This window comes from Archangium sp. (genome assembly GCF_036389735.1).
Classification (GTDB): Bacteria; Myxococcota; Myxococcia; order Myxococcales; family Myxococcaceae; genus Archangium.
The window spans coordinates 1-13,750 of record NZ_DASVWK010000029.1 but is presented as its reverse complement, the minus strand read 5'-3'; the positions used below and the strand labels follow the sequence as shown (position 1 = coordinate 13,750).

The 13,750-nt window shown below is 68.7% G+C and carries 14 protein-coding genes and 1 pseudogene; 11 read left to right on the top strand and 4 right to left on the bottom strand.

Annotated features, from left to right (window positions below; translation table 11 throughout):
- Positions 1–116 precede the first annotated feature (116 nt).
- Both VF794_RS00890 and VF794_RS00885 read left to right on the top strand, forming a co-directional pair.
- Positions 117–593, top strand: a complete 477-nt coding sequence (locus VF794_RS00890) for an SMI1/KNR4 family protein (protein ID WP_331106750.1) — start codon at positions 117–119, stop codon at positions 591–593.
- Between the two features lie 4 nt (positions 594–597).
- Positions 598–808, top strand: a pseudogene (locus VF794_RS00885) (SMI1/KNR4 family protein); the annotation flags it as partial.
- Between the two features lie 47 nt (positions 809–855).
- Here VF794_RS00885 and msrA read toward each other — a convergent pair.
- From msrA to VF794_RS00870, 3 genes are all read right to left on the bottom strand, one after another.
- Positions 856–1,515: a peptide-methionine (S)-S-oxide reductase MsrA gene (gene msrA / locus VF794_RS00880; RefSeq protein WP_331106752.1), complete on the bottom strand. Its 660-nt coding sequence runs from the start codon at positions 1,513–1,515 to the stop codon at positions 856–858.
- 113 nt (positions 1,516–1,628) lie between these two features.
- A complete protein-coding gene (locus VF794_RS00875; RefSeq protein ID WP_331106748.1) occupies positions 1,629–2,843 on the bottom strand; it encodes a peptidylprolyl isomerase in 1,215 nt (404 codons plus the stop codon).
- A 103-nt stretch (positions 2,844–2,946) separates the two neighbouring features.
- Complete coding sequence (locus VF794_RS00870) at positions 2,947–4,851, bottom strand: hypothetical protein (protein ID WP_331106746.1); 1,905 nt, start codon at positions 4,849–4,851, stop codon at positions 2,947–2,949.
- Positions 4,852–5,087: 236 nt separating this feature from the next.
- Here VF794_RS00870 and VF794_RS00865 point away from each other — a divergent pair, with 236 nt between their 5' ends.
- A complete protein-coding gene (locus VF794_RS00865; protein WP_331106744.1) occupies positions 5,088–7,028 on the top strand; it encodes a lysyl oxidase family protein in 1,941 nt (646 codons plus the stop codon).
- A gap of 56 nt (positions 7,029–7,084) precedes the next feature.
- On the opposite strand, the gene VF794_RS00860 is transcribed toward VF794_RS00865, so the two are convergent.
- Entirely contained in the window at positions 7,085–7,480 is a 396-nt protein-coding gene (locus VF794_RS00860; RefSeq protein WP_331106742.1) for a hypothetical protein, read from the bottom strand.
- A gap of 160 nt (positions 7,481–7,640) precedes the next feature.
- On the opposite strand from VF794_RS00860, the gene mtgA reads away from it, so the two are divergent.
- The 8 genes from mtgA to soxA all read left to right on the top strand — a co-directional run bounded on the left by mtgA (position 7,641) and on the right by soxA (position 13,706).
- Positions 7,641–8,552, top strand: coding sequence for a monofunctional biosynthetic peptidoglycan transglycosylase (gene mtgA, locus VF794_RS00855; protein ID WP_331106740.1), 912 nt, complete (start codon positions 7,641–7,643; stop codon positions 8,550–8,552).
- Between the two features lie 117 nt (positions 8,553–8,669).
- Positions 8,670–9,068 (top strand): c-type cytochrome, encoded by a 399-nt coding sequence (locus VF794_RS00850; protein ID WP_331106738.1) that lies wholly within the window; start codon positions 8,670–8,672, stop codon positions 9,066–9,068.
- Between the two features lie 62 nt (positions 9,069–9,130).
- A complete protein-coding gene (gene soxC / locus VF794_RS00845) occupies positions 9,131–10,525 on the top strand; it encodes a sulfite dehydrogenase (protein ID WP_331106736.1) in 1,395 nt (464 codons plus the stop codon).
- A complete protein-coding gene (locus VF794_RS00840; RefSeq protein WP_331106735.1) occupies positions 10,509–11,549 on the top strand; it encodes a c-type cytochrome in 1,041 nt (346 codons plus the stop codon). The genes soxC and VF794_RS00840 overlap by 17 nt, the downstream gene beginning before the upstream one ends.
- Before the next feature lie 36 nt (positions 11,550–11,585).
- Positions 11,586–12,056 carry a thiosulfate oxidation carrier protein SoxY gene (gene soxY / locus VF794_RS00835; RefSeq protein WP_331106733.1) on the top strand — a complete coding sequence of 157 codons (471 nt, stop codon included), beginning with the start codon at positions 11,586–11,588 and terminating at the stop codon, positions 12,054–12,056.
- A 36-nt stretch (positions 12,057–12,092) separates the two neighbouring features.
- A complete protein-coding gene (gene soxZ / locus VF794_RS00830; RefSeq protein WP_331106731.1) occupies positions 12,093–12,407 on the top strand; it encodes a thiosulfate oxidation carrier complex protein SoxZ in 315 nt (104 codons plus the stop codon).
- A 23-nt stretch (positions 12,408–12,430) separates the two neighbouring features.
- Positions 12,431–12,865: a DsrE family protein gene (locus VF794_RS00825; RefSeq protein ID WP_331106729.1), complete on the top strand. Its 435-nt coding sequence runs from the start codon at positions 12,431–12,433 to the stop codon at positions 12,863–12,865.
- A gap of 28 nt (positions 12,866–12,893) precedes the next feature.
- Positions 12,894–13,706, top strand: a complete 813-nt coding sequence (soxA, locus tag VF794_RS00820; RefSeq protein ID WP_331106727.1) for a sulfur oxidation c-type cytochrome SoxA — start codon at positions 12,894–12,896, stop codon at positions 13,704–13,706.
- Positions 13,707–13,750: the final 44 nt, after the last annotated feature.

The window sequence follows — 13,750 nt, the reverse complement described above, 5'->3', positions numbered from 1 at the left end:
ATCCCCGCCGAGCCTGATGTTCACGAGGTATTCAACGAGCAGTACCCCGCCTGCTACGACGGCAAATCCCCCTGGAATACAGTGGGCCCCGACCTGCCCTACACGGACAACTGACGATGGCCACGCCCCTTGGCAGCTTGCTCGAAGAGGTCTCCCGTGCGCACTTCCCCCATCCCCCCGCCACACCCGAGGAGATCGAGGAGTTCGAGCAGCGGGTGGGCTGGCGGCTGGACCCGGACCTCCGGGCCTTCTACCTGCATTGCAACGGGGCGGAGCTGATTAAACGACTGCCGGATGCCCCCTACCGCATCCTTCCCCTGTCGCAGATCGTCCGGGCGCGGGTCGCCATCTTCGGGAAGAAGAACGATGACGACGCCCACGGCCCTGCCTCGATGTGGGCCATCTGCGACGTGCAAGATGGCAACTACTTGCTGGTGGATGTGGCCCAGCAGGAGAATGGTCGCTACCCCGTCATCGACGGCTGGCACGAGGCGTGGCCGGACCCGAAGTATTGCGATCAGATCGCCACCTCTTTCTCGGACTTCATGGAGCGCGCCCTGCGTGATGGCCAAGCCTACTGGCTGAACGAATGAGACGATGCCCTCGCCCATGAGCCTCCTGCTCGAAGAGGTCTCCCGCGACCACTTCCCGTACCCAACCCGCTACGCCCGAGGAGATCGCGGAGTTCGAGCAACGGGTGGGCTGGCGGCTGGACCCGGATCTCCGGCCCTTCTACCTGCACTGCAACGGGACGGATCTGATTGAACGGTTGCCGGACACCCCCTACCGCATCCTTCCCCTGTCTAAGGGCACCCCTCGTCCACGGGTTCAAGTCCCGTACTCCTCGCCAACTCACTAGCGCGCGGCGGCCACGCCCACGGGGCAACTCACGCCGGTGCCACCCAGGCCGCAGTACCCGTTCGGGTTCTTCGACAGGTACTGCTGGTGGTAGTCCTCGGCGTAATAGAACTCGGGCGCCGGGCCCAACTCCGTGGTGATGGCCTCGTGGCCCGCGGCGAGCAGCACCCTGTTGTAGGCGGAGCGCGAGTCCTCGGCCGCCTTCCGCTGCTCCTCCGTATACCAATAGAGGGCCGAGCGGTACTGGGTGCCCACGTCGTTGCCCTGGCGCATGCCCTGGGTCGGGTCGTGGCTCTCCCAGAAGACCTTCAGGAGCGTCTCGAAGGAGACCTTCTTCGGGTCGTACACCACGCGCACCACCTCGGTGTGGCCGGTGCGGCCGGAGCACACCTCCTCATAGGTGGGGTTGGGCGTGTAGCCGCCGGCGTAGCCCACCGAGGTGGAGTACACGCCGGGCGTCTGCCAGAACTTGCGCTCGGCGCCCCAGAAGCAGCCCAGGCCGAAGACGACCTGCTCCAGGCCTTCCGGGAAGGGCGGCTCCAACGGCGCGCCGTTGACATGGTGCTTCTGGGGGACGGGAATCCGCGTGGAGCGGCCCGGCAGGGCCTCCTCCGCGGAAGGCATCTTCAGCTTGAAGGGATTGATGAGCCGCCACATGTGCCGAGCGTAACGCGGCTCCCGGGAGCGCGCCGGGAATGCGACGCGCTCCGTGTCGGGTAGGCGGCGGAGGGGGAGCATGCCGGGTGGCGCTCCCACCCCCGCCGAGGCTCCTAGCGGAGCTGCTTGCCGGTGCCAGAGAAGACGCCGGGGACGCCCTCGAACCGCACCTGGGCCTTGCTCATGACGTAGCGCACGGCCATCACCTGCGTGGCCGCGTTGCGGATGCCCTCGGCCGTGGCGGGGTTGGCCAGCGCGCCGCGCGCCTCCTCCAGCGACAGGCCGGCCGGGGCCACGGCCTCCTCCAGCACCTCGTCCAGCTTCTCCGGGGTGAGCTGGAGCTTGTCGCGCTCGATGATGGCCTTCAGTCCGAAGGCGATGCGCAGGCGGCGCTCGGCCTCCAGCCGGGTGTTGGGATCCTCCAGCCAGCCGTCGAGCGACTCCTGGAGCTCGTCCGGAGCGAAGTCCTTGGCGGCCAGCAGGCGGGCCTCGCTGGCGCTCCAGGCCTGGCGGATCTCCTCGTCCACCAGCTCCACGGTGAGGTCCACCTCGGTGCGGCGCACGATCTCGTCCAGCACGCGCTCCTGGGCCTCCAGCCACAGGTCATCGGCGCGCTCGTCGGCGATCTCGTCCGCGATGGACTCCATCACCGCCTCGAGCGTGTTGCCGCGGCCGAGCGTGCGCAGGAAGGCGTCGCTCTCGGCGTCCGGCATCTTCACCTCCTGGGCGGCCACCACGTCCACCAGGAAGGTGGCGCGCACCCCGCGCAGGCTCTCCACCGGGTAGGTCTCCGGCAGCGTCACCTCCACCTCCTGGCCACTGCCCACGGCCGTGCCCACCAGGCCCTCGCACAGGCCGGGCATCAGGTCCGATGGCGCCATCTCCAGCTCCAGGCCGCCCCGGGCGCTGAAGGGGATGAGGCGGCCCTCGGCATAGCCGAGCGTGTCCAGGATGACGTTGTCGCCCATCTGCACGGGCTCGCCGGGTGCCCGGTCCCGCGTGGTCGCGCGCGAGCGGACGATCTCATGGAAGCGCATGAGCAGCTCCTCCTGGGAGATGGCCGAGTCCTGGGGGACGGAGACCTGGATGCCGTCCAGGGAGGGTGCCTTCGCCGTCGGCAGCTTCAGCTCCCTGGGCTGGTTCGCGGTGGGCGCGCGCGTCGAGGCCACCGGGCCGCCGGAGGCAGGGGGGCCCTTCAACGTCGGGCGCTGGCCCTGGGTGGTGGCGCCCCCATTGAGCTCGGCCATCCGGCGGATGCGATCTCCCTCGATGGAGCCGGTGCTGCCGCGACCGGATCCCGCGCCCTTGCCATCGTTACGATTGGACACCGTGACTCCTTGAGGCTCGTGTCGAGCCTCGTGTTGAAACAACCGAGGCGACGGTGCCTCGTGTGCACCGTCGCCTGGGTCCTACCGGGACTTCATCCTACTTCTACTTGAACCAACCGCCGACGACGCTGGACACCAGCGAGACACCGGCGCCCACCTGGCTGACGACGGGGATGTTGGTGGCGGCGGCGATGGAGCCCAGGGCGGTGACGCCGCTGGTGATCTTGGCGCCGACGCTGGCCTTCGGGTCGCGCAGCGTCTTGACAAACGAGGCCGAGTCCGCCACGGCGATGGCGACGTTGACGCCCGGCGCGAAGCGGCCCGCGGCCTTGCCCAGCGCCTTGGTGCCCGCCTTGGCGACGGCGTTACCGGCGACCTTCTGGGCCACCTTGGCGGCCACCTTGCCACCGGCCGAGGCCGCCACCTTGGACGCCGCGCCAGCGACGCGGGCGGACACCTTCGGGGCCATGCGCTGGGCCACCTTGCCCAGCACGCGCAGCGACTGGCGCGCCTGGGGAGCGGCCTCGGCGATGTCCTTGGCCGAGCTGAGCACCTCCTTGGAGGAGGAGAACGCCTTCTCGATGTCCTCGGTCGAGCGCGTCTTGAGGGCCTGGCGGATGTCCCGGAGGGCGCCCGGCGCCTTGGTGAACACGCCGTGGACGCCCTGGCCCAGCTGGACGAGGGGAGCGCCGGCCGCGCCGAGCTCCTTGGCGTTCTTCTGGAGGCGCTGGAGGGCCTGGCCCGCGGGCGACTGCGTCGCGCGCGAGATGAGCTTGCTGGCCGCGTTCTTCACGCGCTCGCCGCCGAGGCGATTGGCCACGTTGGCCGCCGCGCCCGCGGCCTTCTTGTACTGCGCGCCCAGGCGCCCCGCGGTCTTCGGGAAGGTCTTCGCGAAGTCGTTCTTGATGCTGCGCAGGGCCTCGCGCGCCTCGCTGGACGAGGTGACCACGTCCTTGGCGGACTTGACGGCCTCCCAGGAGGACTTGAGCGCCGTGCCCGCGTCCTTGAGGCTGCGGTTCTTGATGGCCTGGCGGATGTCGCTCGCGGCGGTGTGCGTCTTGCCGGCGAGATCCTTCACCTTGCCACCGAACTCCACCAGCGTGTGGGCGCTACCCAGGGTGCGCTGGGTAAATCCAGCGGTGCGCCGGAAGGCCTGGGCGGCGGGGTTGTTGGCAACGCGCGTGGTCAGCTTCTTGGCGGCGGTGGCAACGCGGTCGAGGCCGATGCGATCCGCCACGTTGGCGGCCACACCCGCGGCCTTCTTGTACTGGTTGGCGAGGCGCGTCGCGGTCTTCGGGAAGGTCTTCCTGAAGTCGTTCTTGATGTTGCGCAGACCCTCGCGCGCCTGGGTGGCCTGGGCGGCGACCTCTCCGGCCGACTTGACGGTGTCGGTGACGGACTTGAAGGCCGTGCCAACGTCCCGCAGGCTGCGCGTCTTGACGGCCTGGCGCACGTCCTTGACGGTGGTGTGGGCCTTCTCGGCCAGACCCTTGAGACCCTCACCGAACTTGATGCCGCTCTCGGCGTGGCCGATGGTGCGCTTGGCGAAGCTGGCGGTGCGCGTGGCGGCCCGGGCGACGGGGTGGGCGTTGACGCGGGTGGCCACCCTGCTGGCCACGTTCCGGGCCCGGTGCACCTGCTGCTCGGCGGCGTGATGCACCTGCCGCGAGGCGTGACGCACCGTGTGGCTCGCGTTGCTCACGGCCCGGGTGGTCCGGCGCACGGAAGCGCCAGCGGCACCAGCCAGGGTCCGGACGGTCGAGGAGGCCCTCCGGGCGACCGTCGTCCTGGCCGCGCTCGTGGCCCTCGCGGCATGGCGCACGGTGGCCGACGCGGTCCTGCCCACCGCCCTGCGCGCGGTGTTCGCCGCGGCGGTGAAGGTGCTCCGAGCCGAGTGGACCGCGCGCGAGGCGACATTGTTCGCCCGCTGGACCACCCTCTGGGGGGCGACATGCGCCAGCGTGCGCTGGATGCTCTTGATCGGATTGCGAATCTTGATGAAACCCATGGAAATTCCTTGAGAAAAGAAGTGCGCTCTCATTATCGGAGAAATCGGTGTGCAGGTGCGTCCTACATGCACATCGGTCGCTCCGTCCCGATGGAGAGCAGGAGTTTCAAGGGGTTACGCTTGGCCCCCTGGGAGCTGCTCGGCCGGCTGCGTCATGGGGGGACGATAGAGCGGCCATGGGTGTCTCCACCAGCCGACGTTCCTGGGAGCATGAGGCCTTCGAGGGGGTTTTCTTCATGATGATGAGTCGACTGATCGCCTCCGGCGCACTGCTGATGATGCTGGGAGGGTGCCGCGAGGAGACGAAGCCCGAGGGGCCTCCGCTGGACCCGGGTCCCTTCCTGTCGGATACGCCGCTGTGGAAGCTGGAGGCGCCCGAGTCGCTCCGGCAGTCGTGCTTCGGCAGCTCCATCGCGCTCGGGGACGTGAACGGGGATAGGAACCAGGACCTGGTGGTGGCGGCGCCCCCGTGCGCGTTCCTGCCGGGCAAGGGCCATGTGGTCCTCTACGCCGGTAACGGGACGTCCTTCTCCTCCGAGCCTCTCATCACCCAGATGGATTGGGGGAGCGGCACGGTGAACGGGCGCAACATCGCGGTGTCCATCGGGAACGCGAACGGGGATCGCTTCGCCGACATCCTCATCCGCTCCCAGTCCGCGGGCATGGTCGTCTTCGCGGGCGGGGAGAACCTCGGGACGGTGCTCCAGCGACCCCTGTTCCGCCTGCCGCTCAACACCTCCTACCGGGCCGGCTTCTTCACGGACCTGGATGGAGACGGGCTCGATGACCTGATCGCCCAACAGGGCCTGATGGCCATCCTCTATCGCGCCACCCCCGGGGGGCCGGCTCCCTTCACCCAGGTGAGGGAGTTCCCGCCGTACGTGTCGCGCATCGTCCGGGCGGGCGACACCAATGGCGATGGGCTCTCGGATGTGCTGATCCGCAACGCGGAGGGCTCCTTGCTCTTCCTCGGGTGCCAAAGGGATGCGCCGGGTGTCTGCGAGGGCGGCATCTCGGCCGCTCCCGTCTGGAGGTCCGACGCCGAGGTGTTGGGGTTCTTCCCGGATCAGAACGGGGACGGGCGCTCGGAGGTGGTGCTCGGCGTGACGGGGCAGGTCGCGGTGCACCTCTTCCAGCCGGCGGGTGACATCTCCCCGAGTCCCATCTGGAGGATGCTCGGGGACGCGGCCTACCCGGGCTTTGGCACCCCAGCCTGGTTCGTGGGGGACCTGAACAAGGACAACGAGGACACGGAGTTCCTGCTGTCGGCGGCGGGGCGCCTGTACGCATTCTTCCCGAGGCAGGAGGTCTCCGCGGAGCTGCGCCCGTCCTGGGCCTGGCCGAGGAGCGACTCGGTGGGGTCCGAGTTCCAGGGCTACCTGCGCTACACGGTGGCCCGGACGGGAGACCTCAACGGGGACGGCTACGCCGACTTCATCGCCGGCCTGTCCCGGCCGTATGACGCCCTGGCGCCCACGAACGTCACGAAGCCGGGGCAGGTGGTGGCCTTCGGCGGAGGCAAGGTGTCTCCCCGGTCAACCGAGCCCTTCCTGAAGGCGCCCACCGCGTGCGGCCTGACGGCGAGCAGCGGAGGCAAGCCGGACGTGACGGTGGACGCGGACGTCATCTCCCGCACGCTGTACGTGGAGCGACGCCACTTCCCCGAAACGGCCTGCGAGGTGACGGAGCGCTGCGTGGGGGCTCCAGGGGATCGGCGCCTGCTGCGCTTCAGCGTCTCCATTCCCAACCTGGGCTCGGGCGCGGTGCGCATCGCGGCTCCCGAGCAGCGGCCGGATCTCTACGAGGAGGACCTCTGCCACGGCCACCATCACCTCACCGGGTTCGCCAGCTACGAGCTGGTCGGTGCGGAGAGCGCGGTGGTGGCGGTGGGGCGCAAGCAGGGCTTCTTCCTGGTCGATCTCCAGGCTTACTGCGGCGACGCGGGGCCGCAGACGATCCACGACGACAACTCCCAGGGCATCTCGCCGGGCTGGGCGGACGTGTACGCCGGGGACTACTCGTGCCAGTGGCTGGACATCACGGACGTGGCGGACGGCACGTACACGCTGCGCATTGGCGTGGACAAGCAGGACATCATCGACGAGCAGGACGTGCACCCCAACTCCGTCGACGTGAAGGTGAAGATCGTCGGTGAGTCGGTGCAGGTCGTCCCGTAGGCGGGCCCGTGCTCCGGGGCTCGTCAACCCCGGAGCACACGAGGCCGGCGCGAGCACTACCGCGGCGCGGGCTCGCAGCCGCAGCCGCACTCGTCGGAGAACGGCACCGTGTTGGGGTCCTCGCAGAAGAACCGGATGACCGCGCACTGCTCGGGATCCCTCGAGACGTAGGTGCGCGCCGGGTCGTCGCAGCCGGGCTTCTTGTTCTTCTGGCAGACGCCACCGCAGTCGGCTCCGCCCTGGGCCGGATCGCAATCATCCGAGGGATCGTCCACACAGACGTAGCCCTCGGCGCAGGCGATGCCGGCGAAGCCTCCGCAGAACGCGCCCTTGCTCTGTTCCTCCACCAACGTGTTGGCCTGCTGGGAAGCCTCGGCGGTGGGACCGCAGGACGTCCCGAAGAGCGCGGCCCCCAGGACGAGTGCGCCGCAGCACAGTAGACGAATGGACATGAACCCCTCCTTTGGGGAAAAGGATTCAGGCGCGGCGGACAGATTCGGAAGGAGACGGGCGAGCGGACGAGCCCCCTTGGGGCGACTCGGAGAGCTTCTCCCAGGGGCTCGGGCGACGAATTTTCCTCGCTGAGAAGTTCGATGTAGATGTGACACCTACATGAGCAGTCGGGCGATCAAGTTGAAGACGGGCAACACCGGCAAGGTGAAGACGGGCGCCAGCGGCAAGGCGAAGACAGGCGCCACGGGCAAGACGAAGCAGCTCGGGAAGGGTTCCGGGGGCGGCGGGGGGCTCGTGCGCCGGTTGTTGATGGTGGCGTTCCTGGGGCTGGTGGTGTTCGTGACGTACGAGTACGTGCGACTGCCGCAGGCGGAGCCGCTGCTGAAGCAGAACCCGAAGACGACGGCGCTGATGGAGCAGCGGGCGGCGGAAGCGCGGGAGGCGGGCCACAAGCCGAGGCGGGCGCAGTCGTGGGTGGGGCTGTCGAGCGTGTCGAAGCACGCGATCGACGCGGTGCTGCTGTCGGAGGACGCGAGCTTCTACCTGCACGAGGGCGTGGACACGAAGGAGCTGGAGAACGCCCTGGAAGACGCGGTGCGCAAGGGGAAGCTGGGACGAGGGGCGTCGACCATCACCCAGCAGCTGGCGAAGAACCTGTGGCTGTCGACGGACCGGAGCCTGCTGCGCAAGGGCAAGGAGCTGCTGCTGGCGCACCGGTTGGAGACGGCGCTGCCGAAGAACCGGATCCTCACGCTGTACCTGAACGTGGTGGAGTGGGGGAACGGGGTGTACGGCATCGAAGCGGGGGCGCGGGAGCACTTCGGCATCTCGGCCGCCAAGCTGACGCCAGCGCAGGGGGCCATCCTCGCGGCGATGCTGCCGGCGCCGCGCAAGCGGTCTCCGACGTCGGGCTCGAAGGCGCTGAAGAAGCGGGCGCACTGGGTGATCGAGCAGATGGAGGCGGTGAAGCGGCTCAACGCGGAGCAGGCGCGCGTGGCGCACGCGGAGGTGGATGACATCCTCTCGGGCAAGAAGGTGGACGAGACCGGGGAGGAAGAAGAAGGGTCCTGAGGGGCCCCACATGCGCGGGAGAAGCAGCCCTGATAGTGCGCCGCGTCGAGATCCACGAGGGTGGGGCGATGCCCTCCCGCGAGGGCTATGATCGACCCCCAAATCAAGGAGCGGATCGTGAACGTGAAGAAGATGGGAACGACCTTGCTGGCGTTGCTCGTGGGCTCCTCCGCGTGGGCGGCGGCGCCGAAGTCCACGCCGGCGCTGGTGGAGAAGGGCAAGACGTCGTACGCGCGCAACTGCCTCGCCTGCCACGGTGAGACGGGCGATGGAAATGGCCCCACGGGGAGGTTCCTGAATCCCAAGCCCCGCGACTTCAAGGGGCCGTTCAAGAAGGGCAACAAGCCCGAGGAGATCTTCAACACCATCTCCACCGGCCTGCCCGGCTCGGCGATGGTGCCCTTCGCCGGCCTGCCCGAGGAGGAGCGCTGGGCGCTCACCTACTACGTCCTCTCCTTCCAGCCGGCGCAGGGCAAGGGCACCAAGAAGGACGCGCCCCCGAAGGGCAAGAAGTAGCACCGGAGGAGCGGGGCCCGCGTTGACGCCTGGCGGACGGGTGTGGTCGATTGCCCGCCAGGATGAGAGTCAAGGCAGGCACCGAGGCCCGCGAGGGGGAGCTGACGCAATCATCCGCGACCGGCCCCCGGGGTCGCATCCAGTCGGCGGCCGAGCAGGTCCTCACACCCGTGGAGCTGTCCCGTCGCAAGTTCTTCGGAAAGGCGCTGGTCGCGATTGGCGCCGCCGCCGCGGCGGGCACGGCGACGGTGAGCGCGGCCGAGACCGCGAAGCAGGCGGTGCGGGAGGCACTCGACAAGAACCTCCCGCCCGCGGTGCCCGAGTGGAACAGGATCCTCGGGGCGCCCATCCTCACGCAGCCGTACGGCCTGCCTTCGGCGTACGAGAAGAACATCCGCCGCCGTGAGAGCCCGGGTCTGACGCGGACCCCGCACGCCTCGGTCTCGTTCACGCCGCTCCAGAACCTCTTCGGCATCATCACGCCGAGCGGGCTCCACTTCGAGCGCCACCACGCCGGAATGCCGGGCGTGGATCCGCACCAGCACCGGCTGATGATCCACGGCCTCGTCGAGCGGCCGCTGCTGCTCTCGATGGAGGATCTGCTGCGCTTGCCCTCGGTGTCGCGCATCCACTTCATCGAGTGCGGTGCGAACACGGGCATGGAGTGGGCGAACGTCGCCGTGCCGACGGTGCAGTACACCCACGGCATGCTCGCGTGCAGCGAGTGGACTGGCGTGCCGCTCGCGGTGCTGCTGGAGGAGGCCGGCTACGACGCGCGCAAGGCCCGCTTCATCCTCGCCGAGGGCAGTGACGGCGCGGGACTGACGCGCACGATTCCCATCGAGCTGGCCCTCGACGACGTGCTGGTCGCCTACGGCCAGAACGGTGAGATGCTGCGGCCCGAGAACGGCTACCCGCTGCGGCTCCTCGTTCCAGGCGTGCAGGGAGTGTCCAGCGTGAAGTGGCTGCGCCGGCTCGAGGTGGGCGATCAGCCGTGGAACACGCGCGAGGAGTCGCTCCACTACGTGGACCTGCTGCCCGATGGCCTGCACCGCCAGTACACGTGGATTCAGGAGGCCAAGTCCGTCATCACCTCGCCCTCGGGGGGCCAGGTGCTGCTCGACAAGGGCTACTACGAGATCACCGGGCTGGCCTGGTCGGGTCGCGGCAGGGTGAAGCGCGTGGACGTGTCCACCGATGGTGGCCGCAACTGGCGCACGGCCCGGCTCCAGGAGCCGGTGTTGCCCAAGGCGCTGACTCGCTTCCGCATCGACTGGCGGTGGGAAGGCTCGCCAGCGCTCCTGCAATCGCGCGTGATGGACGAGACCGGGTACGTGCAGCCGAAGCTCGCCCAGCTCCGCGCCGTGCGAGGCGGGAAGTCCATCTACCACAACAATGGGATCCAGACCTGGCGGGTCGCCGAGTCCGGGGATGTGAGCAATGTCCAGGTCGACTGAGCCGCGCCTGGTGAAGCGCCTCGCCCTCCGCGCCGCCGTCGCGCTGTGCCTCCTGCCCTGGCTGTCGTTCGCGGCCGAGCCCCGGTATGGGCTGGGCCGACTCGCCACGCCCCAGGAGATCGCCGGCTGGGACATCGACGTGCGACCGGACGGGCAGGGGTTGCCGAAGGGCTCGGGCTCGGTGGCGCGAGGGCAGGAACTCTACGACGCCCAGTGCGCGAGCTGCCATGGCACCTTCGGTGAGGACAACCAGTACATGGCCATCGCCGGAGGCGTGCAGCGGGGCGACGTCGAGCGGGGCCGCGCGGCGAGCCTCTCGACCGATCCGCCCATCCGCACGGTGGGCACCAAGCTCAACCACGCGACGACGCTGTGGGACTACATCCACCGGGCGATGCCCTTCGCCCGCTCGAAGACGCTCACGCCCGATGAGGTCTACGCGCTGACGGCGTACGTCCTCCACCTCAACGACATCCTCCCCGCGGACGCCACGCTCGATGAGAAGTCCCTCCTCGCGGTGCGGATGCCGAACCGGAACGGCTTCACGACCGAGCACGGCTTCATGAAGAAGACGGGCAGGCCGGACGTGCGCAACACCGCGTGCATGAGCAACTGCGCCGCCCACGTCACCGTCACCTCGGAGCTGCCGGTGCACGCGAGGGACTCGCACGGGGACCTGTCCGAGCAGGTGCGGACTTTCGCGCCGATTCGCGGCGTCAGGCTGGGTGAGGCCCCCGCGAAGCCCTCCGGGGCCAGTGCCCCCAGTCCCGGGTACGAGTTGGCGAAACGGGCCGCCTGCATCGCCTGCCATGGCCTCGACCACAAGGTGGTGGGCCCGGGCTTCCGAGAGATCAGCTCGAAGTACAAGGGCGAGGGCGACGCGGAGTCGCGCCTCATCGCCAAGCTCAAGGCCGGCGGCTCCGGCGTCTGGGGCCCCATCCCCATGCCAGCGCAGGCCCACCTGTCCGATGAGGACATGAAGACCCTCATCCAATGGATACTGGCCGGCTCGCCGACCCAGTAGCCGAATCCCTTCCTTCCATTTCCCCAGGAGTCCCTCATGAATGAACAGCGTCGTCTCGTACTCAAGGCGGGTGGCGGTCTGGGCGTGCTCGCGCTGGCGTATGCGGCCGGACTGATCCAGCCCGAGGCCGCCGTCGCAGCCGATTGGAACCAGACTGCCTTCGCGGGCAAGAACCTCGAGGAGGTGCTGGCGGCGTTCGGCGGCTCGGTCCCCACGGAGAGCAAGGACATCGACATCACCGCGCCCGACATCGCCGAGAACGGCGCCGTGGTCCCCATCACCATCGAGTCGAAGATCGCCAAGACCCAGGAGATCGCGCTGCTGGTCGAGAAGAACCCGAACGCGCTCTCGTCGCGGTTCGAGCTCCCCGAGGGCACCGATCCTTACGTGATGACCCGCGTGAAGATGGGGCAGACCTCGCACGTGGTGGCGCTGGTCAAGGCCGATGGGAAGTACTTCTTCGCCCGCCGGGAGATCAAGGTCACCCTCGGCGGCTGTGGCGGCTGAGCCTCCAACACCTCTTTCGATTTCAGGGAGCACCCCATGGCAGATCCAATGAAGATCCGGGCCGCCCTCCAGCCCGATGGCAAGGTCCTCGTGAAGGTCCTGATGAGCCACACGATGGAGACGGGCCAGCGCAAGGACGCGACCGGCAAGACGATCCCCGCCCACTTCATCCAGACCGTCACCGTCACCCACAAGGACAAGACGCTCCTGTCCGCCCAGTGGGGGCCGGCCATCTCGAAGAACCCGTTCCTCGGCTTCCGGTTCTCGGGCGGGCAGAAGGGCGAGAAGGTTTCCGTGAAGTGGGTGGACAACAAGGGTGAGGAGCGCTCGGACGAGGCCGACATCACCTGACGCGCCACAGGAGCACCCGGCCCATGCATATCCACCGTTCCCTGTTCGCCGTCCTGGCCCTGCTCGTGGCGTTCCACGCTTCCGCCGCGAGTCCCGCCAGCAGCCCGATCAAGACCGTCTACCACCTCAGTGAGGGACTGGAGCAGGCGACCCACGCGCTGCGCTACATCCGCAACCACCTCATCGGGGACCCCAAGGCGAAGATCGTCGTCGTCGCCCACGCCGCCGGGGCCGACTTCCTGCTCGAAGGCGCCGAGGACAAGAACAAGAACCCGTACAACGTCGCGGTGGAAGACCTGTCCATGCAGGGCGTCGAGTTCCGCGTATGCGAGCTCACGTTGCGGTCCCGGGGCATCGACAAGGCGAAGCTCCTGCCCGAAGTGAAGCTCGTCCCCTCGGGCGTGGCGGAACTCGCCCGCCTTCAGGCCCGCGAGGGCTACGCGTACATCCGTCCCTAGTCTCGTCCGCCACAAGAAGGAGGACACAGTGATTCACCGCACATGCGCCGTGCTGCTCGCCGCCGGGTTGGCCCTGGTCACGACGGAGGGACTCGCCCAGGACTCGACCACGGAGGGGATCGCGAAGTACCGGGAGATGCTCGAGGACGACAACCCGGCCGACCTGTGGATGCTCCGTGGCGCCGAGCTGTGGAAGACGAAGCGGGGACCGAAGGACGCCTCGCTGGAGCGGTGCGACCTGGGCCTCGGCCCGGGCGTCGTGAAGGGCGTGTACGCCCAGCTTCCCAGGTACTTCGCCGATAGCGGCAAGGTGCAGGACCTGGAGTCGCGTCTCGTCACCTGCGCGGTGACGCTCCAGGGCTTCTCCCTCGAGGAGGTGACGAAGCGCCCGTTCGGCAACGGCTCCGAGGAGAAGTCCGACATGGAGGCGCTCGTCGCGTGGATCGTGTCGGAGTCTCGCGGGATGAAGCTCAAGGTCCCGACCGCGCATCCGAAGGAGAAGGAGGCCTATGAGATTGGCCGGCGGATCTTCTCCTACCGCGCCGGCCCCCACGACTTCGCCTGTGCCACCTGTCACTCCCTGGAGGGACGGCGCATCCGCCTCCAGGAGCTGCCCAACCTGACCACTCCCGAGGGCGCTCGCAAGGCCTTCGTCTCGTGGCCGGCCTACCGCGTCTCGCAGGGTGAGCTCCGGACGATGCAGCACCGGCTGTACGACTGCTTCCGCCAGCAGCGCTTCCCCGAGCCCCGGTATGCCTCGGACGTCATCACCGCGCTCACCATGTACCTGGCGGTCAGTGCCAACGGCGGCGAGCTCCAGGCTCCCACCATCAAGCGGTAGGCGGAGGATGAGGACCATGCACCAGCGAAGAGTGAGCCGGCCCG

Excerpts from the sequence above, each read along its gene's own strand:
- VF794_RS00890 (WP_331106750.1), top strand. The coding sequence starts at position 117 with ATGGCCACGCCCCTTGGCAGCTTGCTCGAAGAGGTCTCCCGTGCGCAC.
- soxY (WP_331106733.1), top strand. The coding sequence starts at position 11,586 with ATGAATGAACAGCGTCGTCTCGTACTCAAGGCGGGTGGCGGTCTGGGC.
- mtgA (WP_331106740.1), top strand. The coding sequence starts at position 7,641 with ATGAGCAGTCGGGCGATCAAGTTGAAGACGGGCAACACCGGCAAGGTG.
- soxZ (WP_331106731.1), top strand. The coding sequence starts at position 12,093 with ATGGCAGATCCAATGAAGATCCGGGCCGCCCTCCAGCCCGATGGCAAG.
- VF794_RS00865 (WP_331106744.1), top strand. The coding sequence starts at position 5,088 with ATGATGATGAGTCGACTGATCGCCTCCGGCGCACTGCTGATGATGCTG.
- VF794_RS00825 (WP_331106729.1), top strand. The coding sequence starts at position 12,431 with ATGCATATCCACCGTTCCCTGTTCGCCGTCCTGGCCCTGCTCGTGGCG.
- VF794_RS00860 (WP_331106742.1), bottom strand. The coding sequence starts at position 7,480 with ATGTCCATTCGTCTACTGTGCTGCGGCGCACTCGTCCTGGGGGCCGCG.
- VF794_RS00840 (WP_331106735.1), top strand. The coding sequence starts at position 10,509 with ATGTCCAGGTCGACTGAGCCGCGCCTGGTGAAGCGCCTCGCCCTCCGC.
- msrA (WP_331106752.1), bottom strand. The coding sequence starts at position 1,515 with ATGTGGCGGCTCATCAATCCCTTCAAGCTGAAGATGCCTTCCGCGGAG.
- soxC (WP_331106736.1), top strand. The coding sequence starts at position 9,131 with ATGAGAGTCAAGGCAGGCACCGAGGCCCGCGAGGGGGAGCTGACGCAA.
- VF794_RS00870 (WP_331106746.1), bottom strand. The coding sequence starts at position 4,851 with ATGGGTTTCATCAAGATTCGCAATCCGATCAAGAGCATCCAGCGCACG.